At 48.4% G+C, this 22,216-nt stretch carries 24 protein-coding genes and 2 pseudogenes; 10 read left to right on the top strand and 16 right to left on the bottom strand.

From position 1 onward, the window contains the following. Window positions 1–160 precede the first annotated feature (160 nt). Together LVQ76_RS07315 and LVQ76_RS07320 are read left to right on the top strand one after the other, a co-directional pair. A complete protein-coding gene (locus LVQ76_RS07315) occupies window positions 161–1,117 on the top strand; it encodes an ABC transporter substrate-binding protein (RefSeq protein ID WP_232921301.1) in 957 nt (318 codons plus the stop codon). Beyond that, complete coding sequence (locus LVQ76_RS07320) at window positions 1,117–2,121, top strand: FecCD family ABC transporter permease (protein WP_232921302.1); 1,005 nt, start codon at window positions 1,117–1,119, stop codon at window positions 2,119–2,121. Before LVQ76_RS07315 ends, LVQ76_RS07320 begins: the two co-directional genes overlap by 1 nt. A 3-nt stretch (window positions 2,122–2,124) precedes the next feature. On the opposite strand, the gene LVQ76_RS07325 is transcribed toward LVQ76_RS07320, so the two are convergent. Beyond that, window positions 2,125–2,634 (bottom strand): RrF2 family transcriptional regulator, encoded by a 510-nt coding sequence (locus LVQ76_RS07325; protein ID WP_034455602.1) that lies wholly within the window; start codon window positions 2,632–2,634, stop codon window positions 2,125–2,127. Window positions 2,635–2,858: 224 nt separating this feature from the next. Between LVQ76_RS07325 and LVQ76_RS07330 the strand changes: the two genes are divergently transcribed. Beyond that, a complete protein-coding gene (locus LVQ76_RS07330; RefSeq protein ID WP_232921303.1) occupies window positions 2,859–4,058 on the top strand; it encodes an NAD(P)/FAD-dependent oxidoreductase in 1,200 nt (399 codons plus the stop codon). Here LVQ76_RS07330 and LVQ76_RS07335 read toward each other — a convergent pair. Beyond that, window positions 4,055–4,354, bottom strand: a complete 300-nt coding sequence (locus LVQ76_RS07335; RefSeq protein WP_232921304.1) for a hypothetical protein — start codon at window positions 4,352–4,354, stop codon at window positions 4,055–4,057. The two genes, LVQ76_RS07330 and LVQ76_RS07335, sit on opposite strands and share 4 nt — an antisense overlap. A gap of 203 nt (window positions 4,355–4,557) precedes the next feature. Here LVQ76_RS07335 and LVQ76_RS07340 point away from each other — a divergent pair. After that, window positions 4,558–5,019, top strand: a pseudogene (locus tag LVQ76_RS07340) (SOS response-associated peptidase family protein); the annotation flags it as partial. On the opposite strand, the gene LVQ76_RS07345 reads toward LVQ76_RS07340, so the two are convergent. The 5 genes and pseudogenes from LVQ76_RS07345 to LVQ76_RS07365 form a co-directional block, all read right to left on the bottom strand. Further along, window positions 4,996–5,481, bottom strand: a complete 486-nt coding sequence (locus tag LVQ76_RS07345; RefSeq protein WP_232921305.1) for an NUDIX hydrolase — start codon at window positions 5,479–5,481, stop codon at window positions 4,996–4,998. The pseudogene LVQ76_RS07340 and the gene LVQ76_RS07345 overlap by 24 nt on opposite strands. Next, on the bottom strand, window positions 5,471–6,091 hold the full coding sequence (locus tag LVQ76_RS07350) for a hypothetical protein (protein ID WP_232921306.1): 621 nt from the start codon (window positions 6,089–6,091) through the stop codon (window positions 5,471–5,473). The genes LVQ76_RS07345 and LVQ76_RS07350 overlap by 11 nt, the downstream gene beginning before the upstream one ends. A gap of 137 nt (window positions 6,092–6,228) precedes the next feature. Further along, a pseudogene (locus LVQ76_RS07355) lies at window positions 6,229–6,496 on the bottom strand (DUF4113 domain-containing protein); the annotation flags it as partial. A 51-nt stretch (window positions 6,497–6,547) separates the two neighbouring features. Further along, window positions 6,548–6,949 carry a phage tail fiber protein gene (locus LVQ76_RS07360; RefSeq protein ID WP_232921307.1) on the bottom strand — a complete coding sequence of 134 codons (402 nt, stop codon included), beginning with the start codon at window positions 6,947–6,949 and terminating at the stop codon, window positions 6,548–6,550. A gap of 252 nt (window positions 6,950–7,201) precedes the next feature. Next, window positions 7,202–7,492, bottom strand: a complete 291-nt coding sequence (locus tag LVQ76_RS07365) for a VF530 family protein (RefSeq protein WP_154150454.1) — start codon at window positions 7,490–7,492, stop codon at window positions 7,202–7,204. A 145-nt stretch (window positions 7,493–7,637) separates the two neighbouring features. Here LVQ76_RS07365 and dsbG point away from each other — a divergent pair, with 145 nt between their 5' ends. Continuing rightward, a complete protein-coding gene (dsbG, locus tag LVQ76_RS07370; RefSeq protein ID WP_232921308.1) occupies window positions 7,638–8,402 on the top strand; it encodes a thiol:disulfide interchange protein DsbG in 765 nt (254 codons plus the stop codon). Window positions 8,403–8,426: 24 nt separating this feature from the next. Here dsbG and LVQ76_RS07375 read toward each other — a convergent pair whose 3' ends face one another. The 5 genes from LVQ76_RS07375 to LVQ76_RS07395 all read right to left on the bottom strand — a co-directional run bounded on the left by LVQ76_RS07375 (window position 8,427) and on the right by LVQ76_RS07395 (window position 14,499). Continuing rightward, entirely contained in the window at window positions 8,427–9,362 is a 936-nt protein-coding gene (locus LVQ76_RS07375) for a zinc-dependent alcohol dehydrogenase family protein (RefSeq protein ID WP_232921309.1), read from the bottom strand. A gap of 63 nt (window positions 9,363–9,425) precedes the next feature. Then, window positions 9,426–10,877 (bottom strand): tagaturonate reductase, encoded by a 1,452-nt coding sequence (locus LVQ76_RS07380; protein ID WP_232921310.1) that lies wholly within the window; start codon window positions 10,875–10,877, stop codon window positions 9,426–9,428. A gap of 155 nt (window positions 10,878–11,032) precedes the next feature. After that, window positions 11,033–12,472, bottom strand: coding sequence for a GGDEF domain-containing protein (locus LVQ76_RS07385; protein WP_232921311.1), 1,440 nt, complete (start codon window positions 12,470–12,472; stop codon window positions 11,033–11,035). A gap of 171 nt (window positions 12,473–12,643) precedes the next feature. Continuing rightward, window positions 12,644–13,570, bottom strand: coding sequence for a glutaminase B (gene glsB / locus LVQ76_RS07390; RefSeq protein WP_232865829.1), 927 nt, complete (start codon window positions 13,568–13,570; stop codon window positions 12,644–12,646). A gap of 131 nt (window positions 13,571–13,701) precedes the next feature. Next, entirely contained in the window at window positions 13,702–14,499 is a 798-nt protein-coding gene (locus tag LVQ76_RS07395; protein ID WP_232921312.1) for a PhzF family phenazine biosynthesis protein, read from the bottom strand. 166 nt (window positions 14,500–14,665) lie between these two features. On the opposite strand from LVQ76_RS07395, the gene LVQ76_RS07400 reads away from it, so the two are divergent. Then, window positions 14,666–15,859, top strand: a complete 1,194-nt coding sequence (locus LVQ76_RS07400; protein WP_232921313.1) for a sugar transporter — start codon at window positions 14,666–14,668, stop codon at window positions 15,857–15,859. A 43-nt stretch (window positions 15,860–15,902) separates the two neighbouring features. On the opposite strand, the gene LVQ76_RS07405 is transcribed toward LVQ76_RS07400, so the two are convergent. Continuing rightward, window positions 15,903–16,574, bottom strand: coding sequence for a MarC family NAAT transporter (locus LVQ76_RS07405; protein WP_232865831.1), 672 nt, complete (start codon window positions 16,572–16,574; stop codon window positions 15,903–15,905). A gap of 200 nt (window positions 16,575–16,774) precedes the next feature. Here LVQ76_RS07405 and marR point away from each other — a divergent pair, with 200 nt between their 5' ends. Genes marR through marB form a run of 3 tightly spaced genes read left to right on the top strand, consistent with a single transcriptional unit; the run spans window position 16,775 to window position 17,873 of the window. Beyond that, window positions 16,775–17,209 carry a multiple antibiotic resistance transcriptional regulator MarR gene (marR, locus tag LVQ76_RS07410; protein ID WP_064518793.1) on the top strand — a complete coding sequence of 145 codons (435 nt, stop codon included), beginning with the start codon at window positions 16,775–16,777 and terminating at the stop codon, window positions 17,207–17,209. Window positions 17,210–17,230: 21 nt separating this feature from the next. Then, a complete protein-coding gene (gene marA, locus LVQ76_RS07415) occupies window positions 17,231–17,605 on the top strand; it encodes an MDR efflux pump AcrAB transcriptional activator MarA (protein ID WP_064518792.1) in 375 nt (124 codons plus the stop codon). 52 nt (window positions 17,606–17,657) lie between these two features. Then, window positions 17,658–17,873 carry a multiple antibiotic resistance regulatory protein MarB gene (gene marB, locus LVQ76_RS07420; protein ID WP_034455622.1) on the top strand — a complete coding sequence of 72 codons (216 nt, stop codon included), beginning with the start codon at window positions 17,658–17,660 and terminating at the stop codon, window positions 17,871–17,873. Between the two features lie 45 nt (window positions 17,874–17,918). On the opposite strand, the gene eamA is transcribed toward marB, so the two are convergent. Next, a complete protein-coding gene (gene eamA / locus LVQ76_RS07425; RefSeq protein ID WP_064518790.1) occupies window positions 17,919–18,812 on the bottom strand; it encodes an O-acetylserine/cysteine exporter in 894 nt (297 codons plus the stop codon). Window positions 18,813–19,000: 188 nt separating this feature from the next. Between eamA and ydeE the strand changes: the two genes are divergently transcribed. Then, window positions 19,001–20,203: an efflux MFS transporter YdeE gene (gene ydeE, locus LVQ76_RS07430; RefSeq protein WP_232865900.1), complete on the top strand. Its 1,203-nt coding sequence runs from the start codon at window positions 19,001–19,003 to the stop codon at window positions 20,201–20,203. A gap of 40 nt (window positions 20,204–20,243) precedes the next feature. On the opposite strand, the gene LVQ76_RS07435 is transcribed toward ydeE, so the two are convergent. After that, a complete protein-coding gene (locus LVQ76_RS07435; RefSeq protein WP_232921314.1) occupies window positions 20,244–21,413 on the bottom strand; it encodes a GNAT family N-acetyltransferase in 1,170 nt (389 codons plus the stop codon). Between the two features lie 103 nt (window positions 21,414–21,516). Beyond that, on the bottom strand, window positions 21,517–22,215 hold the full coding sequence (urtE, locus tag LVQ76_RS07440; RefSeq protein WP_064518788.1) for an urea ABC transporter ATP-binding subunit UrtE: 699 nt from the start codon (window positions 22,213–22,215) through the stop codon (window positions 21,517–21,519). Window position 22,216: the final 1 nt, after the last annotated feature.

Below are 22,216 nucleotides of genomic sequence, written 5' to 3' on the forward strand. Positions count from 1 at the left end.
GTTTATCAGGAAGCGAGAGTTTCGCTTTCGGTTCTGCCATTTTAGCGCACGTCGCTATCCGGGAAGTGTGCTCAGGTGAGGTTCCATTCTGGACACCCTGTCCCCGCTATTCATGTCTGCAAGGTCAGCCACTTGCGGCAATAGTGAAACAGGAGTATGTGTGAAAAAATCAATTCTGGCGGCGTTTCTGACCGTGATTTCCAGCGGCGCGGGTGCCTCTGGCTTCCCGGTCACCGTCGATAACTGTGGTAAACCAATGACGTTTACCGAGGCACCTAAGCGCATGGTCGTTCATGACATCAATATGTCTGAAATGGCCTTCGCTCTACATCTACAACCAAAAATCGTAGGCGTCAGTGGCATTTCTGGTTGGTACAAAAATATCCCGGCATTTACTCGTTTGCAGGGTTCTATCCCGGAGATTGCACCCAAATACCCTTCGATGGAAACGTTACTGGCGGCAAAGCCCGACCTGTTCTTCGCAGGCTGGAATTACGGTTTACGTGGTGATGTCACGCCTCAGGCACTGGCAAAATTTAACATCAAGACGCTGATCCTGAGTGAAAGTTGTATCCACGTTAATAGCCATCGCCCACGCGCCAGTATGGAGCTGCTATATGGCGATATGCTGCGCCTGGGGAAAGTCTTTGGCAAAGAAGAAGATGCCGTGAAATTGGTCGATAGTTGGAAAAGGGAGGTTGCGAACTTAACCCAAAAGACTGCCGGGCATAAACCAGTGCGCGTTTTCCTCTACGACTCAGGCGAAGATAAGCCTTTCACCAGCGGTGCGTATGCCATGCCAACGGCAATTATCGAAGCTGCTGGCGGTAAAAACGTCATGGACACGATGGATAAAAGCTGGGCCGCGACCAACTGGGAAAGTGTTGCTGCCGCGGAGCCTGAGTTTATTATTCTTATGGACTATCAGTCTGACTATAACGGTGGCGCTGATGGATTACGGCGTTTCCTGGAACAACATCCGCTGATGAAGAATACGCCAGCGGTGCTTCATCATCGCTATCTGAAACTGAAGTATCAGGAACTGACACCAGGCCCTGCCAATATCACCGCGATTACTAAACTTGCCCGCGCATTTTATCCGGCAGCATTTAACTAATGTTCGTAAACAAGCGTTTTTTGCTGGTATGGATAGTCGCCCCGCTTTTGCTTGCGGGGCTCGTTCTGGCAAGTGTTGCGAATGGCAGCGTGCCACTCTCATTTTCACAAGTGTTGACCTCCCTCGGCCTGGTGCATGGTGAGGTCGATCCGATGATAAAAAGCATCGTGCTCGAATTACGGCTACCACGCACGATACTGGGCATGATTGCCGGTTCCGGGTTGGCCCTGGTCGGTTCCTTGCTACAAACCACCACGCGCAACGATTTAGCCGATCCCTTTTTATTCGGCCTCTCTTCTGGTGCTTCTGCAGGCGTGGTGCTGGTGATAACCCGTCTTGGCGACAGTCTGGGTTCGTGGACATTACCCATAGCCGCATTTGTCGGTGGGATGCTGTCTGCCGCGGCCGTGATGATTATCTTTATGTCGCAATCACATAAAGGAACTGAAAAGCTGATTATATGCGGGCTGGCGGTGTCATTTTTATTTGGGGCATTGACCAACTTCTTGATTTTTTCCGGCGATCAGCGGGCTGCCAGCAATGCACTGTTTTGGGCGCTTGGCGGTTTAGGTTTTGCGCGCTGGGAGAATCTCGGATTTGCCGCTACTGCACTGGCCATTCTTATTGTGCTGATATCCCAACGCTGGCGAGCCCTCGATGCCCTGTTGGCTGGAGAGCAAACCGCCTGGTCACTGGGTATTAACGTCAATCGCTTACGAACCGAGGTTTTCCTCTGCTGTTCTATGGCCACTGCAATCCTGGTTTCGCTAACCGGTGTGATTGGTTTTGTTGGGTTGATGGTACCGCATCTGGCGCGTCCCTTTGCCGGAGTGCGTCACCGAAGATTATTACCACTGGTGGGTATAATGGGCGCAATCCTGCTCTCTGCCGGTGACATTCTTAGTAGAACACTCGCAGCTCCTCAGGAACTGCCAATTGGGATTATCACCGCCGGTGTTGGCGGAGTGTTTGTCCTGGTGATTCTGCTACGCCGCATCAGCTAAATACTAAGCGTCACTACGGCGACGGCCAATCCACTCTTCAATTTGGATAGGCAATGCTTCCGGCGCTTTTCTAAACATTCTGCGCGCCAAATCCAACACGGTGTGCTGAGCAAGCGCTTCTTCCATGCGTTGCTGTGCAACCTGCATCACATGGCGCACACCACACACGCCTTCGCATGCCCATGCGGGAGCAGGCTCATCAAAGATAGCCATGCGCTGGCGAATCTCTTTACAGTCAAAAATCGATTTTTCACCATCGATAGCCGCGACTATATCCAGCACTGTTATCTGATCGGCAGGTTTCGCCAGGCGAAATCCTCCACCTTTTCCTTCGGTACTTTCAACCAACTGAGCTTTGGAGAGCTTGGTAAAAATCTTTGCCAGATAGTCATACGGAACGTTTTGTAGCTCAGCAATTTCCCGCACGCTCATCTCGCGGCCATCACCTTTGCTATCAACCAGACACATCAGGCTATGGATACCGTACTCCACGCCAGAACTGTAAAATGCCATAAATGCTCCGCTCCGTTTATTCTGAGTTAAATAATAAATCCTTCCTTGTTTTGAAGCAATTCCTGTCAGTTACCATTATTAGTTTGTTTTTAAATATCAATCAATTTCAAAAGATTAAGATGCAAATCATTTCTAATCACCCTAAAGCCCTTGATAATCTTAACTACGACAAATATGATCGCAGTTAAGATTTTCAATGACCTCAGAAAAACCAGGGATAAATCATGAAACAACAAATTCTTATTTTAGGCGCAGGGTTTGCAGGAATGTGGGCAGCATTGAGCGCTGCACGCTTAACCGATCTTCACGGTCGTAACGATATTGAGATAACAGTCCTCGCACCGCAGCCAGAGCTGCGTATCCGCCCACGCTTTTATGAGGCGGGAGTTGAAAATTTTGCAGCACCACTATTACCGCTGTTTGCTGCAACAGGCGTGAAGTTTATTGCCGGGTCCGCCCGTGAGATTGACGTCGCAAGCAAACAAGTGTGGTATCACACCGAGCAAGACCAGTTGGCGGCGCTTCACTATGACCGCCTGGTATTAGCCACCGGCAGTCAAATCAATCCAATTTTCCCTGGCGCAAATGAGCATGCTTTTGATGTCGATAAGCTTGAAAGCGCGGCTCATCTTGAAAAACACCTTCAGAGGTTAGCGGAGCAACCCGATAGCCATGCGCGTAATACCGTAGTGGTTTGTGGCGGTGGTTTCACAGGTATTGAACTGGCAACCGAGCTCCCTGCTCGTTTACGTACGATTTTGGGAAATGAAACTCCGGTGCGAGTGATTATTGCAGACCGAAGCCCGGTGGTTGGCGGTCGTTACAGCGAAGATCTGTGTGAAGTTATCAAACAAGCAAGCGACGAACTTGGTATTGAATGGAGGCTTGAAGCAGAAATTACGGCTATCAATGAACATGGCGTTAAGTTTAAGAACGGCGATTTTATTGCTTCTAACACGGTGATTATGACCATGGGCGTACAAGCCAGCCCACTTACCGCGCAAATTCCAGCCACACGCGATGCGCAGGGTCGCCTGCATGTTGATCAAAATCTGAAAGTCGTTGGCCATGAAGACATTTATGCGACCGGTGATGTGGCTTATGCCCGTACCGATGATAAAGGTAACACTGCCCTAATGACCTGCCAGCACGCGATCATGCTCGGACGATTTGTGGGCAACAACGTCGCGGCAGACATCATCGGCGTGGCTCCCCATCCTTATAGCCAGCTCAACTACGTCACCTGCCTGGATTTAGGTGCATGGGGTGCGGTTTACACAGAGGGATGGGATCAGGTGGTGAAATCTACCCGCGCGGAGGGTAAGAAAATTAAAATAGCTATCACTAGCGAATTGATTTATCCGCCTAAACCGGAGAAAGAAATCGCCTTTGCGGCAGCCGACCCGTTAGCGCCATTTGTTTAACGTAAAAATTGCCGTAGCTGAGTTAGCCACGTTGGCAAATGTCTACGATACCAATCGATATATTTGCTGAGGTCAGCCTTATGGTTGCGAGAAAGAATATCGAGGACTTCGGTGACTATCCATAGTTTGCAGATAGCAATCTCCTGAGCCAGTGCTGCGGCATCAGTAGATGGTGAAACGTCTTGATATCGTTTTGCGATATGAATGTAATCAGAGATGTTTCCCATCCCTTTAATTAAGGGGGCGAGGTCAATTGCTGGGCTGCCGGTACTGAATCGCTCCCAGTCATATAACACCACTTCTCCCTGATCTCTTATTCCCTAATTCCCTGCATTGGTATCGCCAGAGATAAGCGTTTGCGGGCTAAACAGGCATGCGCCATATTTTTCAATATCGAGAACAATCGCAACAGACTCATTCGGTAGCTTCAGCAGCTCAAGCGCGCTTGCTGTTTTGTTCTGCAGCCAATGGTGGTGTTTAAAGGCCCAATGCTTATTGATACAATGTCGCGCCAGGCACTAAAGTTCTCCTGCTTAATAATCGCGACGATGCCTTTCATCTTGATCTCGTTATTTGGTCATACGCACCAGGTTGGTGGGATAAACAGCCGCTAATAAACGCGCGGGTAGAAACTGCGGCAACCAGCCGGATGTTTAAACCGTTATGGAATCATGGCCGAGCGATCGTATTTGCTGATGGTTGGTATGAGTGGAAGAAGGAAGGTGATAAGGGCCCGGTCGATATTCATGACCGACGACCATTGGCTCTGCCGCCAGAAACTGCACACGAATGGATGCAGCAAGATGTAGGCCGTAAAGAAGCAGAGGATATTTCGAAAAATGGCTCAGTATCAGCTGGCAACTTTTCCTACCACCCAGTTTCGCTGATGATAGGGAATTATAAAGATCAAAGATCTGAGCTTATTGAGAATAATATATTAAATATAATTCTTTGCAATTAGAAGCATCAATACTGAAAGCGTAAAATTATCTTTAATTCTGTTTTCCCTTACAGCGTTTATGATTTCGTCTCGAGAATATATATCACACGACAGAACACCCTCCTCGGTCTGAACCATAAGAGTGTCGAGATTCTTTATTGTGCATCTAATTGCTCTCACATTATCACTAATAAGACCAGAGTCTGTGCGCAAATCACCGAGCACCTCCATATCTTGTGCTACAAAATTAAGCTCCTCCTTAAGTTCTCTTTCACCGCCTTCTAAATGTGACTCGCCACTCTCAAGAAACCCTCTAGGAAACTCCAATAACACTTCATCTCCGCGGGAATGTTTAATTAAAAAGTAGCTACCGTTATAGCTAGGTGCAATTACCACCCCTCCATTTTTTTGAGCTATACGTAGATAACCGTCAGCACTCACCATTACGGAAATGTATTGATTTTCAAATATTTTATTTTCCAAAATTTATTATCCATGTTTTATGTTTTGCTGAGTCACGAATGATCATTATAGTGTTCGTTATATAAAAAATAACAAATACCAGATAGAAAGCAGCCTCCATCAAAAAGATAATTTCCTTACTTTGGATTTTCATGATTCCCGCCAGTTCTTTCATTAGCATTGCAGCAGGCAACCCAGAAATAAAAATCATTCCAAAAATCACCCTATTTTCAATTCCTTTGAGTAATTCTTTAATTTTCCTTTTACAGTTACACCTGTCTTTCTCTGCAAAAAATGCATTCGCCACACGGTCCACATCTTTCAGGTTTAGTATATCCCTAGCTATTATCATATTCAAAAGCACTATTGAATTACCATACTGAATATGCCAGGATCTTAATCCAGATAGTGTTCTTATAGTCATCCCGCTAATTAAAACCATAACCATGTTAAATAAAATGGGAGAATACGCTCCAGTTAAAATCTTGGCGATATTATTATATGAGCCAAAATAAAATGATATGACCACAAGGTAGAAGGCTATTACCTGGTCTCTCTTTGTGGACTGCTCCCTAAGATGTTCATTGCATCTTTCATAAATGTTCAGTAGAAATTCTCTTGATACAGCCATCCTGTCCTCAAATATTGTAATGTGACATAGTGAAACTAATCTTAGGCGATAACTATTCCCGTTTCACTAGATTGTTACTACCTGATTTAGTTGGCATACACAACTGGGGTGTCAGTAAGACGTGTCGTATAGCGTGGTTAAAGCATGTCCCGCTTCATCTGCAACTGTGGCTAGATACCCTGCCTCGCAAAGTACAGTGCGCACTTTCCTTTCTTATGGTTGATATAGTCGAGCTCTTCCATCAACACGCTCTGTTCTGTCGTGGTGCATTGTCGTCAAACAAATTTAGCAGCGCCACGCCTTAGCTGAAGAAGTCGCCCAACAAATCCCCGCTTTCTGATAGCGGCACCCATTCTTCCAGATTTTTTCCAGACAGCGAATTGCCACCGCAATAATATCGCGGGTAAACAAGTTAAAGGGCTTTACTGATGAAGGGATTACGCGTTGTGTAAATTTTCAGGATTGTGGCTCTTCTGATTCAGCCTGATGATTCATTTCGTACTTCACCCGCGCCTCTTCAATAACAGCATGTGATGTAATCAGGTTCTGGTTGTAAATACAGTTTTGTGGCATCTCAACACGCACCGAAACAAATTGATCCGCTGGAATATCTATCGGCTCTCCTTCGGTTCCGCCTTGCGCAACACTGAGTGCCGTCGTCGGTCCACTCAGACTTGTGATGTCACTGTTTGCACCCTTCTTCGCAAGTGATTTCTGCCCCGGCACGGTAACCTGCACGCCGTTGATAATAATAGTGACATTCCCTGCACCATTCATCACATCTGCGAACCCACCCATGTACTTCTGGTACATGCCAAATGTTTCTGCGATGTCATTTGCCAGACCGTCAACACTCATGCTCTCGCTGAGCAGAATGGCGTATTTGGTACTGGCTGCAATTGCAGGGCTGATGGCTGGAGTGACGGATAACGCTGTAGCACTGTAACCGCAGTGAGCTGTTAAACCTGAACGGGGTTATAGAATTGAAAATCGACTGTACTGCTCGGGCTTTTTTCAATGCATTCGATACCATGGAATGACGTTCGACGAACACGGGCAGCCCCCATTTTTGCCAGACAATCACTCATCACTTCACCCCGCTATTGGTCGCTACTCCTGGTCTTTCTTACTTTGCCAGTTAGCCCACGGGCTATCAGCTGGAAGGTCTTGTGGCGCCTCGTTTGTTGTCTCCACCATATCGATATACAGATCTTCGACTTCTTTGCGCGCCCATGGCGTGCGACGCAAAAATTTGAGGCTGGACTTCACGCTTGGGTCGCTCTTGAAACAATTGATATTGATAAGTTTTGCCAGTTTTTCCCAGCCGAAATGTGCAACTAACGCATTCACAATAGCTTCAAGCGTCACGCCGTGCAGAGGGTCTTTTGATGAGTGGGTCATAATGCGTCCAGTAGATCTAAATAATTGCGCATAAGATAACAAAATAACGCGGCCTCATCTTTCTAAACGAGAACTTTCCTTACAAGCGTACGACATGTAGCCTACCCGGGCATACATTCATCAAGAGAATGATAAGGAATACGTAATGAAACATGCAGTATGGACCCTGTCGCTTGCCCTGCTAACCAGCACTTCTGCGCTGGCAACTGAGGCTAAACTCCCTGCCCCAATTACCGCCTTACAGCAGCAAGGATTTGAACTCAAAGGTGAATTTAAAGGCCCTGGCGACCTGCCAGGCTACGTGATGCAATTCCAGGGGCAAGGCACAACCGTGTTCCTGACCCCGGATAAACAGCATGCAATTATGGGCAATCTGGTTGATGCCAGCGGGAAAAACCTCAGCGATGCGCAAGTCGAGAAATGGGTTTATGCGCCCATGGCCAAAGAGATGTGGCAGAAACTTGAGAAAAACCACTGGATAGCAGCAGGAAAAGCAGATGCCCCGCAAATTGTCTATGCGTTTGCCGATCCTTACTGCCCGTACTGCACTCAATTTTGGCAAAATGCGCAACCCTGGCTGAATTCAGGAAAGGTACAGTTGCGTGTCTTAATGGTTGGGATGTTACGACCGGACAGTGGGCAAAAAGCCGCAGCCATCATGATGGCTGACGATCCGGCTAAAACACTGGCGGAATATGAAAGTAGCAAAGGGAAATTGGCATTAAAAATCCCGACAACCATCAAACCTGAAATCACGAAAGCGCTGGAAGATAACCTGGCGTTAATGGATGAACTCGGCGGAACGGCCACTCCTTCTATTTATTACCTCAATAAAGATGGGCGTCTGCAACAACATCAGGGCCTGCCTGATGAAGAAACCATGAAAACGATCATGGGCGGCGATAAGTAACCATTCACGGGTGACGTTGTCACGTTACATCGCCAAAACTGGCTTGCAACGTCGCCCTGAAACAGCAAATTCCCGTAATGCATCGCGCCACTTCGCCAATGCAAATAGCTTAACATCGGGTAACTGGCTGTTCGCAAGTAGCGGCCAAAGCTCGACGAACCACTGCTGCCATTCTCTTGAGTCAGTCACAGCCAGGGTATCGCGCAGATGAAATCTCTGAGGTCTTGTTACGTAACTTTTGGCTTGATAGGGTTCACCACTCAACAGGCCGTAGGAAACAAAATCTGCTTCGGCCTGAAGATGAGATAGCAGCAAAGTCGCAAGGCTCCCGCCCACCGCATCGAAAACCACATCGGCCTGCTGTGCAGTAATCCGCAGCGCTTCATGATCATCCATGATAAGCGGCCTAATGCCGTCCTGAAGCAACATAGCTTTTTGATCTTCTTTACGGCACACACCAACAACTTCTGTCGCGCCCTGAATAGTGGCCCACTGAGCAAGCAATACCGCGCAGGAGGAGTTTGCCGCGGTTAGTAACACGCGCCTCCCTCGCACCGGCCATTGTTTAAGCATCACGAATGCCGCAAGCGGGTTGATATATCCTCGGGCAGCCAATAGATCGGGAATGTTATCAGGGACAGGTACAGCCCATTGCTGTGGGCAATCAACCCATTGCTGCCAGGTACCGTCACCGCGTAACGGTAAAACGCGTTTACCAATCCATTCGTGGTTATCCGCATCGATAACTACACCAACACCTTCGTAGCCCACTATTCGCGGCGGCATCACTCGATGACGATAAGCACCAGTTATCGGGATAAGGTCTGAAGGATTGACGGGGGCATAACGCATTTGTACGCGCAGCATTGCGCAAGGACGCGGAGTAAGTTCTGCCTGCTCAAGAGTAATGACGTGTTCTGGTTGGCCAAATTGCCGGAACCAGAGTGCAGAATTGTGCATAAAAAAAGTGCCTCTAAGCTAAGCCTGGAGGCACTATATCAAGGTTTTCTACCGGTTTGGCACTTAGCAGTAACGAGCTACTGCGGCACGCATACCCTGAGTCAGAATAACCTGCAAATCTTCGCTAACTTTAGCAACCAGACCTGGAACCTGAGTCAAATCCTGGCCCCAATGATCGCTATCGCACAGTACCGCTTCAACCAACTGCTGCTCGGTGATCTGTTTGTCGCCAAGTGAAGTCCACAGTTGCTGATAACGCACCAACCAATGCTCGTCATCCTGTAACGGATAGCTTTCGTTGTTACGCTCGCCTTTGTAGAAGGCAATCAGTGCTGCCAGTGCGAAAGTCAGACGCGCAGGTAGAGTACCGTTAGCCTGCTGGCCTGCCAGCAATTGCGGCAGAATACGGGTACGGAACTTGGTCATGCCGTTCAGCGCGATAGACAGCAGTTGGTGCTGAATATACGGGTTCTGGAAACGGCTGGTCACAGCTTGTGCGAATGACTGTAATTCGCCACGTGGCAGATCCAATACCGGGATGATTTCTTCAGCGATAGTCTTTTCTACGAAGCCACAAACTTCGGCATCGTTCATAGACTCACCAACGGTGTTCAAACCAGCCAGATAAGCAACCGGAACTAACGCAGTGTGAGCACCGTTCAGGATCGCAACCTTACGTTCTTTATAAGGTTTGATGTCATCAACGATCAGCACGTTCAGCGGATATTTATCCAAACGCAGCTCTTGCGCCAGTGACGCAGGCCCCTGAATAACAAACAGGTAGAAGTGCTCAGCAGCAGCCAGGAAGCTATCTTTGTAGCCCAAAGATTTTTCAATATCGGCAGCTTCGTCACGCGGATAACCCGTAACGATACGATCCACCAGCGTAGAACAGAATGTGTTAGCGTCGTTCAACCATTGGGTGAATGCTGCAGGCAGCTCCCACTCTTGTGCATAACGCAGAACCAGTTCTTGCAGTGCGTCACCGTTGTAGTCGATCAATTCGCAAGGAATGATAACCCAACCTTTATCCGCAGCACCGTTGAAGTGAGTAAAGCGTTCGAACAGCAAACGGGTCAGTTTAGCCGGGTAGCTTACCGCTGGCGCATCTTCAAACTTATCGCCTGCATGGTAGCTAATACCCGCTTCGGTGGTGTTAGAGAACACGAAACGCATGTCTGGGTTATGTGCCAGTTTCAGGTACGTTTCATATTCTTGATAGACGTTGATTTCACGGGTAACGGAGCGAATCAGACGCGAGTCACTTACCGCTTCGCCCTGCTCGTTCAGACCACGGATAACCGTAGTATATAGCCCATCCTGGGTAGATAACGACGGCGGAAATGCGCTGTCGATAGGACGTACGATAACAACGCCCGCGTCTAAGTCCGTGTGTTCATTAAGAAGATCGACTTGCCAGTCGATGAAAGCACGCAGGAAGTTGCCTTCACCAAACTGGATAATACGTTCAGGGTATTGGGCGCCAGGGAAGTCTTGACGATTAAGTGTTTTCACTATGTTGTTCCTTGGTGTGTACAGGATGAGCGACCATAAAAATCCTGTCCAAATTACCAGAACTCAACGAAGTGAAACCCCGTTTTGATCAAGTTAGAGTTGTTATACCAATTATTTTTACACCCATTTTTGGTAGAACAACTCTCTATCTGCGACTAACTATTGATAGCCAGTTCTTTGTAGGTGGCGGTGCTTGTTTGATTGCGGCCATTACGCTTGGATAAATAGAGGTATTTATCAGCCTCCGCCAACAGCGAGTTAAACACATCAAGCAGCGGCTCATTTTTAGGTGTTGCAACAGCAAGGCCAATACTGACGGTAATAAACAATGTTTGTTGCTGATAACGAAACGCTGTGAGTTCTATGCTCTGGCGAATTTTCTCCGCAATCTTATACCCCTCATCTTCGGAATTGGTGCTACAAGCCACCACAAACTCCTCACCGCCCAGACGTGCCACCAGCCCTTTATCACCCACCGCCTTTCTTAATTGCCCGGCAAAAGCGCTTAACACGACATCACCACATTCATGACCATAGTTGTCATTGATACGTTTGAAATAATCGATATCCAGCAGCATCACAGACAAGTTTTGCCCAGGTTTATGCATTAACGGCGCGGTAATTTTCAGTGCTTCATAAAGGCCTGAACGAGAATGCACACCTGTAAGATAGTCATAATCGGCACGCAGCGAGGTCTGTTTAATCAGGCGGTTAATGGCATCTACGCTGACCGACACGATCAGCGGGCAAATCGCCATAGTGGCAATCCCCAGACGTGCAGAGAACATTTCATTCACCACCAGCGGATGGCTATCGTGAATCACCACTATTGAGTTGGCGACCAGAACAATCTCGATAGCGCCGGTTAAAAACGTAACCAACGCGGTCATCGGCAATGGGTAGCGGATTGCACACCAGATAAGGGCTGGCAACGGGAACGCCAGACTCCCTGCACCACCAATTACCACTGAGGCAATCACCGAAATGATAACGCCCAGCAATGGGTACAGTTTCGAAAAATGAAAAGCGGGCATCTTGCCCCACTGTGGCCATTTAGCCATAAGCAAAAATGGCATCATCAGGACGCCGGTAGAGAATTGCTCACTAAACCAATCAGCATACAGTGGGACAAACTGACGATAGTCTGATGAAGGACCAAGGGAGCCCAAAGATCCTAATAAAGAGCTGAGCACCGAACCAATAAGGCAAAAATAGAAAAGTTTAAAGGCATTAATTGCCCAATTATTTTCATCTTCATCCCGGGAATAACGGAGTAATAGCAGGGCTACAATGATAATAAACACCATATTGGAGAGATTTATTATCGCTGATTGCCAACCCCAATGCGTGGTAAAGGCGTCGTAGACCACCATCGCGCTATAACAGAGGAAATAATATACAGGGCGATTCAGGAACGGGTTGCGCACAAACACGGCAGCCAGCACTGCATTCAGCGGCCAGAACAGAGAAAGCTCATCAATCAGGCGAAGTGAAGCCCCAAAGAAGTAAAACAATGTAGTAATAACAAATATATTGATGGCGTTAGCCAGCCGTTTTTCAGGCGAAAAGATCATAAATTTATTGTGATTAGACATGCTGTATTAACTCATAATTATGCATGCACTGCTTAATAAAATAATACAACGAGATGAGTGCAAAAAATAAATTTTAGCTTAGCATATTTTATCTGGTACAACCTGTTACCAACGAGATAAATCTTATAAGCCTGATCCATCAGGCTCTAATATGCATAGTTTACAAAAGTCTTAGAAGATTGAGCGACCAATTCGCTGCGCCAGAATCTCAAGCGCTGCCGTTCCCGCAAGCGAGTTCCCCGAAGCATCCAATTCCGGGCACCAGACAGCAATCGACATCTCGTGGGGCACAACGGCAATGATTCCCCCGCCGACACCCGACTTACCAGGCATCCCGACACGATAGGCGAACTCACCGGCACCATCATACATTCCGCTGGTGACCATCAATGCATTAATCTGCCGCGCTTGTTGAGCCGTAATAACGGGATCATCAAGATGCAATGCGCGCCCCTGGTTTGCCAAAAACAGGAAGGTTTTTGCCAATTCAGTACAGCTCATTTTCAACGCGCAGTAGTGGAAGTAATTTTGCAGAACTGTAATCACGTCGTTATCGAAATTGCCGAATGATTTCATAAGCCAGGCAATCGCCGCATTACGGGCCGAATGTTCAAACTCAGATTTCGCTACGCGTGAGTCATAAGCCAGGTCAGGTTGCTCCGCAAGCACACGCACCACTTCCAGCATACGTTGCCTCGGCGCACTCAAACGAGTTTGCAACATATCGCATACCACTAACGCGCCGGCATTAATAAACGGATTACGGGGTTTACCTTGTTCAAGCTCCAACTGGAGTAAGGAATTGAATGGTTGCCCTGATGGCTCTTTACCCACGCGTTGCCAGATTTCGTGCTCGTCATAGCGCGCCATTGCCAACGCCAGACTCAGTACTTTAGAGATCGACTGAATGGAGAAGCGCTCAGTTGCATCCCCTGCGCTAAATACCTCACCTTCTACGGTGCAAACAGCAATACCTAGCTTATCTCCTGGAATTTCCGCCAGTGCAGGAATGTAATCCGCCACTTTACCGCGACCAATTAATGGCCGAACCTGCGTGAGAATATCTTCCAGCAATTGATTATCTAACAAACCTGGCACTGCAAACTCCTGATTGGCGGGTATTTTACGCCCGCCATTATATCAGACCACCGCCACGGCAGGCAGATGAAAACGCGCAGCAGCGCTTTCCAGCCGATGTAATTCATCCCGTTGTTTCAAGTGAAAACAACTCAACTGCGCAGAAATACTTTCCCAATCAAATAAGTTGCTGCTTTACCCGCTATAAGTACTCTGTCGCCAACGAGTTGACAGCGCAAATCACCACCACGGCTGGAAACCTGACGAGCCAACATCTGTGTTTTGCCTAACCGTTGCGCCCAGTAAGGAATCAACATGGTGTGAGTTGACCCGGTAACCGGATCTTCGGTAATTGCCGCAGCAGGTGAGAAGAAACGGCTGACAAAATCGTAACCTTCAAGTTCAGCAGGGGCCGTGATGCACACCTTTTGGTTGAGCTTGAGCATCAATTGAATATCAGGATTTACCGCTTCAACCTGCCGTTGATTCTCGAGCAGAACGGTATAAGTGCGCCCAAGCCTGACTTCCTGGTAATCACTAATCCCCAGACAATCGAGCAGTAATTGTGGCGGCTCAACAGGCTCGCTGCTGGTTGCCGGGAAATCCAACGTTAACCAGTCACCATTACGGGTAACCGTCAGTGGGCCAACGAAACGGGTAGTAAAGTGGATTGTGGCCTCAGGGTAATTGAGATATTCAAAAATCACATGCGCCGTTGCAAGCGTTGCGTGGCCACAGAGATTAATTTCCCCCTGCGTGGTGAACCAGCGCAATTCAAAGCCATCATCTGTAGTAATAAAAAAAGCTGTTTCTGACTGGTTATGCTGACGAGCCATTGCCAGCAGGGTTTCATCAGGCAGCCAATCCGTAAGTGGACACACCGCCGCTGCGTTGCCACCAAAAGTGGTATCGGTAAAGGCATCTACCATATAAAAATCAATTTGCTGCATCGCGTTTTCTCCACCACCTATCCCAGTTACATACCATGCCATGAGAGGCAGGATTAACAGCACAATTAAATGAGACTTAAATCACAAAATGGGTTGTATGGCTGGATCGATGGTTTTATGATCACCGCCTCTCCTAACAGTTCATTTATCAGCGCGAAACCAATCTATGACAATAAGTAATGTCTCACGCAAAACGGCATGGTTACGCGTCGTAACACTGGCGGTTGCGGCCTTCATTTTTAATACCACCGAATTTGTTCCCGTCGGTTTGCTTTCCGATATCGCCAGTAGTTTTGGTATGCAAACTGCAGAAGTCGGGATCATGCTGACTATCTACGCATGGGTCGTTGCGCTGATGTCCCTGCCATTTATGTTATTGACCAGCCAGGTTGAGCGTAAACGGCTGCTGATTGGCATCTTTACCTTGTTTATCGCAAGCCATGTGCTCTCTTTCGTGGCCTGGAACTTCACCGTGCTGGTAATAAGCCGCATTGGTATCGCATTTGCTCACGCTATTTTCTGGTCGATAACCGCATCTCTGGCCATTCGTATGGCACCTGCGGGTAAAAAAGCTCAGGCGCTGAGCTTGATTGCAACCGGCACTGCGCTGGCGATGGTTTTAGGTTTGCCGCTTGGGCGCGTAGTCGGCCAGTATTTCGGCTGGCGCACCACCTTCTTAGCCATCGGCGTGATAGCCGCCCTGACCCTATTTTGTGTTATCAAGCTGCTGCCTAAATTACCAAGCGAACATTCTGGCTCACTGAAAAGTTTGCCACTGCTGTTCAAACGTCCGGCGTTAATGAGTCTGTATGTGCTGGTAGCAGTAGTCGTAACCGCGCATTACACCGCCTACAGCTACATCGAGCCATTTGTACAAACCGTGGCAGGCCTTAGCGCCAACGTAGCCACCTTCCTGTTGCTGGTTCTTGGTGGTGCCGGGATTATTGGTAGCGTGATGTTTGGAAAGTTGGGCAACCGCCATTCATCAATGCTGGTTAGCGGCTCAATCGGCTTGTTAGTTCTTTGCCTTGCATTGCTCTTGCCCGCGGCACAAAGCACAGTGAACCTGACTATATTAAGCCTGTTCTGGGGCATCGCTATTATGATTATTACGCTGGGTATGCAGGTAAAAGTACTGGCGCTGGCCCCGGATGCAACCGACGTCTCAATGGCGCTTTTCTCAGGGATTTTTAATCTTGGGATTGGTGCGGGCGCGTTGGTTGGAAACCAGGTCAGCCTGCATTTTGATATGTCGAGTATCGGGTTGGTCGGTGCGGTTCCAGCCCTGGCAGCGCTTATCTGGTCGGTGTTAATATTCCGTCGCTGGCCCGTATCGCTTGAAGAGCAACAAAGCCACTAAGTGAGTTAAGGGCTACGGTCTAATACCGCGGCCCTTATCAAACTTACTTCGCTGGGAAGTGGGTAATAATTTCCAGCACACCGTTAATAATAAATTGCACACCCATACAAACTAGCAAGAAGCCCATCAGACGGGAAATTGCCTCAATACCGCTTTTGCCGACCAGACGCATAATCGCGCCAGAGCTGCGCAAACTGCCCCATAAGATCACGCCCACCAGCGCAAAGATTATCGGTGGCGCCACCAACACAACCCAATTAGAGAAATTGACGCCGTGTTCAATCGTTGACGATGAACTGATAATCATCGCAATGGTACCAGGACCCGCAGTGCTTGGCATCGCAAGCGGCACAAACGCGATATTGGTATCCGGCTCTTGTTCCAGTTCCTCAGCCTTGGTGTGCGCCTCGGGGGACTCATGTGCCTTTTGTTGCGGGAATAGCATCCTGAAGCCAATAAACGCAACAATCAAACCACCCGCAATACGCAGACCCGGTATCGAAATACCGAACGTATTCATCACAACTTGCCCAGCGTAATACGCAACCATCATGATGATGAAGACGTTGACTGACGCCATCAACGCGGTTTTATCACGCGCTTTTTTGTTCATATCTCCGGCAAGGCCGAGGAACAATGCCACAGTGGTCAATGGGTTAGCCAGCGGCAGTAGCACCACTAACCCAAACCCTATGGCCTTAACCAATTCCATCATCTTTAGTCCTTAATTAAGGTGATTTACTGCGCCGCTGAGTATAGCAGCCAACCTTCTGCGTTTACGTTATCGGATTTATATCAATGTTAAAAACTGTACCGTTTTAGCTATTCGTGTCATCGCAGAATCATCACGTTGACTTATGGTTGCCTGAGCAATAATATCTGCCGTGATTAAATATACTTGCCTGGGCAATCATAGTGAAAAGCACCAACGATCTATTTAATGAAGTCATTCCTTTGGGACGCCTTATCCATATGGTTAACCAGCATAAGGACCGCCTGCTAAACGATCACCTTTCCCCTCTCGATATCACCGCTACGCAATTTAAGGTGCTTTGCAGCATTTATTGCGAAGGGTGTTTGCAACCGGTGGAATTGAAGAAAGCGTTGTCGGTAGACCTCGGTGCGCTCACGCGCATGTTAGATCGCCTACTATCCAAAGGATGGATTGAACGCTTGCCCAACCCAAACGACAAACGCGGTGTGCTGGTACGACTGACTCCAGAAGGGAAAACGTTGTGCGAAAAATGCCATCAGCTTGTAGGGCAAAACCTGCATCAAGAGCTAACTAAAAACCTGACAGATGACGAAGTGAACACACTTTATCAACTGCTGACAAAAGTATTACCGTAAAACCTGAAAAGAGGTGAAACGATGTCCAGACGGAACAATGATGCCATAACAATTCAAAGCATTTTGGACTGGATAGAAGAGAATCTGGAAAACCCTCTGTCACTTGAGAAGGTTTCACAGCGTTCTGGCTACTCGAAGTGGCACCTGCAAAGGATGTTTAAAAAAGAGACTGGTCATTCATTAGGCCAATACATCCGCAATCGCAAATTGACCGAGATCGCACTCATGCTTAAAGAAAGCAACGAGCCGATTCTCTATTTAGCAGAACGTTATGGGTTTGAGTCACAACAGACACTCACCCGCACGTTCAAGAATTACTTCTCTGTGCCACCTCACAGATACCGCGTTGCGTGTTCAGGTGGCGAAGGAAAGTTTATTCACCCGCTAAATCATTAGAAAATTAACAAACGCTATGCAACCGTCTGGTTAAAACAGACACCGAGGATTTATGAAACGTTTTATCGGCGCTGTAAGCCTGGTACTGATTCTGGCTTCCGCTAACGCTCTGGCGGAGCAGCCCGGCAGTTTTAACGCCACCCAAAGCAATCACGGCGGGATGATTCTCCCTCCTTCTGACAACAATACCAATTGCAGTTCCCGCGATACGATTGGTGATAAATCAGAGTTGTTGGGTACGCCTTACTACCACGAAAGTACGCGCTAATTTCCGCATCTGGCGGGCGCACTTATGTTAGCCCGCCAGATGAAATTAACTGACTATCGCCCGTCTAATCCGCAAGCCAAAGACGTTAATATACAAGCCCCCCATAATCAGTAGCGCCCCTGCCAACTGCGTGAACGACAGTGTTTCATCCAGTAACCACGCGGCACTCGCCATCCCCACCACTGGCACCAGCAACGACAATGGCGCAACTCGCCAGGTTTCATAGCGTCCTAACAAACTTCCCCAAATGCCGTAACCAACAATCGTCGCCACGAAGGCCAGATATACCAGCGACAAAATCGTCGTCATATCAATGGCAATAAGGCTTTGCCACATCACGTTTGGGCCATCAAGCAGGTAACTGGCGGCAAAGAACGGCAGCACCGGGATTAATGCGCTCCACACCACCAAAGACATAATCGGTGGACGAGGTTCAAGCTGCATGATTTTTTTATTAAAGATATTCCCACATGCCCAACTAAGCGCCGCTGCCAACGTCAACATAAAACCGAGCAAGGCAACATGCTGCCCACCGAGACTGCCCTCAATCAACACCAGCACCCCGATCACCGCAAGCGTTATTCCCGCCAGCTGTTTACCTTGCAGGCGTTCCTGAAACACAAACGCACCAAGGATAATGGTGAAAAATGCCTGCGCCTGAAGTACCAGTGAAGCCAGTCCGGCGGGCATACCAAACTTGATTGCGCTAAACAGAAATGCAAATTGCCCAAAACTGATAGTCAGCCCGTAAGCGGCAAGCAGGCGAAAGGGAATTTTAGGGCGCGCGACAAACAGCAATGCGGGAAAGGCAACCAGCAGAAAGCGCAGACCAGCCAGTAACAGCGGCGGCATATTATGTAGTCCCATTTTAATGACTACAAAATTAAGTCCCCACACTACAACTACCAGCATCGCCAGTAGCCCATCTTTACGCGTCATACCCTGCCCTCGGTTTATTGCAATTTTGTTAAAATCTAAGGCTATATCCAATCTGAAAACAGATACAGATCGCACTTTTAAGCATAAGCACAGAAAGCATTCCATGATAAACGCCATCTATACTTTGCCGATTCTTCATGCTAAATCTGAAATACATCTTCGTGAACATACTAAAAACACACAACAAAATGGTTTCTTTAGCAGCTCGTTTTTCTGGTAAGCAACTCTCCATCAGCGTTTTACTGCTCTCTTCGCTACTACTCACCGTAGGGCGTGGTCTGACACTGCCATTTATGACCATCTATCTTTCCCGGCAGTACGGTATGCCGTTAAGCGAAATTGGTATGGCGTTGACCATCGCGCTTACGGCGGGTGTGGTGTTTAGCCTATGGTTTGGCATTCTCGCGGATAAATTCGACAAGAAAATATACATGCTGTTGTCGATAGTGATTTTCCTCGGCGGCTTTATCGCTATTCCGCTGGTGAATAGCGCCGTTCTGGTGGTGGTGTTCTATTCACTCATAAACTGCGCGTATTCAGTATTTGCTACGGTGCTGAAAGGGTACTTTTCTGACACGTTAGAAATTCACCAAAAGCCGAAAATCTTCTCGCTTAATTACACCTGCGCCAATATCGGCTGGACGGTCGGCCCACCAATCGGCACGCTGGCGGTGCTCTACAGCACCAACCTGCCATTCTGGCTCTCAGGTCTAACCGCAATAATCCCGTTTATCGTGATTAGCCGCTATGTGCATAGCGTGCCGGTTGCCCCTTCGCGTTCTACCGATGGGGCCGTACTTTCCCCGCGACAGATGCTTAAAGACAAAGCATTGATGTATTTCACCTTGTCCGCATTTCTTGGCTCGCTGGTGTTTGGCTCTTTTGCTGCCTGTTTATCGCAATATGCGATTGCGATCTCTGATTCAGATTTGGCACAAAAAGTGGTGGGTGTGGTACTGCCGGTGAATGCTTTTGTGGTGGTAGTTTTCCAGTATATGGTCGGCAAACGCATTCGCCCGGACAACATCAAAAAGTTGATGGGCTACGGTACGCTGTTTTTCATGGTGGGTCTGGCAGGTTTTATGATCTCAGGCGATAACCTGCTGTTATGGGGAGTCTCTGCGGCAGTGTTTACATTGGGTGAGCTAATATTTGCGCCAGGTGAATACATGCTGGTTGATAACATTGCACCTGAAGGACTTAAAGCGAGTTATTTCTCGGCGCAGCAGTTGGGTTGGTTAGGCGGTGCATGTACCCCGCTGTTCACCGGCTTGATGCTGACCTGGTTCCCACCATCGATGTTATTCGTAGCATTGATGGTGGCGATTGCACTGGCCTATCTGATGATTGTGAAAGGAATGGCGGTGAAACCGCAGTTGGTTCTCAATTAAATGGTGGATGTCGCTTCGCGAATCCACCCGAAATAGCTGGCTATAAATTTTTGCGATACTGAATAAACCCAGGCTTATCCGCCAACTTGTCGTATAACGCCTGGCCTGCCGCATTGGTTTCATGGGTATGCCAATACACTCGCCCGCAACCTTTTGATTGCGCATGCTGATAAACACCTTCAATCAGTGCCCGGCCAACCCCTTTGCCACGCGAATCAGGTGCGGTAAACAGATCTTCAAGATAGCAATGATCCTCGGCCGACCAGGTGCCACGGTGATAAACCATATGCACAATACCAACCATTTTACCCTGCTCATCAAATGCGCCGAGCGCATACATCGGCTCGGCGACATCAAGCATTCGCTGCCATGTCAATTGAGTGACAGCGTCACTAATTTGCGAGTTGTAAAAAGTTAGATACCCCTGCCATAACGCAGCCCACTGTGTGTAATCGCTTTGAACCAGAGCGCGCACCTGAACCGCATGTCTGGCCTGGATTGGACGATTGCTCATCAGACTTGCACGGATCTGGGCCAGCCCCTGCTTCTGCACGCCGCCAGCCATATTTTCAAAACTCAGCCACCCTTCAAAAGCCTGCTGAATTTGCGGCCATTCGCTATCGAGAATTGAAAACCACGCAGTATCTCGAGTTCGATGTTTATAAACGATCGCCTGGCGGAACAGCCCTTCATAACGGAAACCAAGGCGAATAGCCGCATGGCGCGATGGGCCATTCAGGCTGTCACACTTCCACTCATAACGACGATAACCCAGCTCAAAGGCGTACTTCATTAACAGGTAATGAGCTTCGGTTGCCTGAACGGTGCGCTGTAATAATGGGGAGTACATAACGAAACCGACTTCTATCACACCATTTGCCGGGTCGATGCGCATTAGAGACAGAGTGCCCAGCGCATCGCCGCTTTGGGTATCAACCACTGCGTAATGCATGGGATCGTGGCTTTGCGTCGCGCTCTCTATGAAATCGGCAAATTGCTGAAGGCCCACAAAGGGACCAACACTCAAATATGTCCAGCCGCTGTTGTCTTTTGCCGTATTCCACGCAGCCCAAAGTGAAGCGGTATGAGAAGGTGCCAGCGGTTCAAGGCGGCTATAACGCCCTTCCAGCACTACACGCTGTGGTCGCGGGCAAGGCTGCCAATCCGGAAGTGCATGGCCAACCGGTTGTTGATGTTCATTTATAGTCAATTCAGGCCTCCACGGGCGCAATAACGATAAGTTACCTGAATATAAACAAGTTATGGCATAACAAACAGAGCCATAATTTTTGTGGTAAACCAGACCATACTATCTAAATTGCCACCAGCCCCCTGACCCCATCGGTTTCCATATCGGTACCCTTGCCACGCTGGATAATCGAGCCACGCGACATCACCAAATAGTTATCGGCAAGCTGTGCGGCAAAATCATAAAACTGTTCCACCAGCAAAATAGCCATATCACCTTTAGCGGCAAGGCTGCCAATAACCTGACCGATCTCCTTAATTACCGATGGCTGAATCCCCTCTGTTGGTTCGTCCAGAATCAATAACTGTGGTTTACATGCCAGCGCACGACCTATCGCCAGCTGCTGCTGTTGACCACCAGAGAGATCGCCACCGCGTCTTTGCTTCATCTCTTTAAGCACCGGGAAAAGCTGGTAAATCTCTTCCGGCACCTGCTTTGCATCGCGCCCTGCAAAGCGTGAAAGCCCCATCAGCAGGTTTTCCTCCACCGTCAGACGCGGGAATATTTCGCGCCCTTGCGGCACATAGGCAATTCCCGCCTGCACACGCTGGTGCGGCTTGCGGCTGGTGATGTTGTTCTGCTGCCAGTTTACGCTGCCGGATTTTGCCGGGATCAGCCCCATCAGGCATTTCAATAGCGTACTTTTTCCCACGCCATTGCGCCCCAGCAGGCAGGTGACTTCGCCGATTTTGGCCTCAAAGGAGACACCACGCAGAATATGGCTGCCGCCATAGTATTGGTTTAGATCGTTGACCTGTAACATT

The organism is Buttiauxella cochleicola, assembly GCF_021283185.1.
GTDB lineage: Bacteria > Pseudomonadota > Gammaproteobacteria > Enterobacterales > Enterobacteriaceae > Buttiauxella > Buttiauxella massiliensis.

Bases quoted from the DNA above. Each gene is read 5' to 3' on its own strand.
- LVQ76_RS07360 (WP_232921307.1), bottom strand. From the start codon at position 6,949: ATGAGTGTTGACGGTCTGGCAAATGACATCGCAGAAACATTTGGCATG.
- ydeE (WP_232865900.1), top strand. From the start codon at position 19,001: ATGGTTTCTTTAGCAGCTCGTTTTTCTGGTAAGCAACTCTCCATCAGC.
- LVQ76_RS07385 (WP_232921311.1), bottom strand. From the start codon at position 12,472: ATGTCTAATCACAATAAATTTATGATCTTTTCGCCTGAAAAACGGCTG.
- eamA (WP_064518790.1), bottom strand. From the start codon at position 18,812: ATGACGCGTAAAGATGGGCTACTGGCGATGCTGGTAGTTGTAGTGTGG.
- dsbG (WP_232921308.1), top strand. From the start codon at position 7,638: ATGAAACATGCAGTATGGACCCTGTCGCTTGCCCTGCTAACCAGCACT.
- LVQ76_RS07400 (WP_232921313.1), top strand. From the start codon at position 14,666: ATGACAATAAGTAATGTCTCACGCAAAACGGCATGGTTACGCGTCGTA.
- LVQ76_RS07365 (WP_154150454.1), bottom strand. From the start codon at position 7,492: ATGACCCACTCATCAAAAGACCCTCTGCACGGCGTGACGCTTGAAGCT.
- urtE (WP_064518788.1), bottom strand. From the start codon at position 22,215: ATGTTACAGGTCAACGATCTAAACCAATACTATGGCGGCAGCCATATT.
- LVQ76_RS07330 (WP_232921303.1), top strand. From the start codon at position 2,859: ATGAAACAACAAATTCTTATTTTAGGCGCAGGGTTTGCAGGAATGTGG.
- LVQ76_RS07395 (WP_232921312.1), bottom strand. From the start codon at position 14,499: ATGCAGCAAATTGATTTTTATATGGTAGATGCCTTTACCGATACCACT.
- LVQ76_RS07350 (WP_232921306.1), bottom strand. From the start codon at position 6,091: ATGGCTGTATCAAGAGAATTTCTACTGAACATTTATGAAAGATGCAAT.
- LVQ76_RS07325 (WP_034455602.1), bottom strand. From the start codon at position 2,634: ATGGCATTTTACAGTTCTGGCGTGGAGTACGGTATCCATAGCCTGATG.
- LVQ76_RS07405 (WP_232865831.1), bottom strand. From the start codon at position 16,574: ATGATGGAATTGGTTAAGGCCATAGGGTTTGGGTTAGTGGTGCTACTG.
- marA (WP_064518792.1), top strand. From the start codon at position 17,231: ATGTCCAGACGGAACAATGATGCCATAACAATTCAAAGCATTTTGGAC.
- marB (WP_034455622.1), top strand. From the start codon at position 17,658: ATGAAACGTTTTATCGGCGCTGTAAGCCTGGTACTGATTCTGGCTTCC.
- LVQ76_RS07320 (WP_232921302.1), top strand. From the start codon at position 1,117: ATGTTCGTAAACAAGCGTTTTTTGCTGGTATGGATAGTCGCCCCGCTT.
- LVQ76_RS07375 (WP_232921309.1), bottom strand. From the start codon at position 9,362: ATGCACAATTCTGCACTCTGGTTCCGGCAATTTGGCCAACCAGAACAC.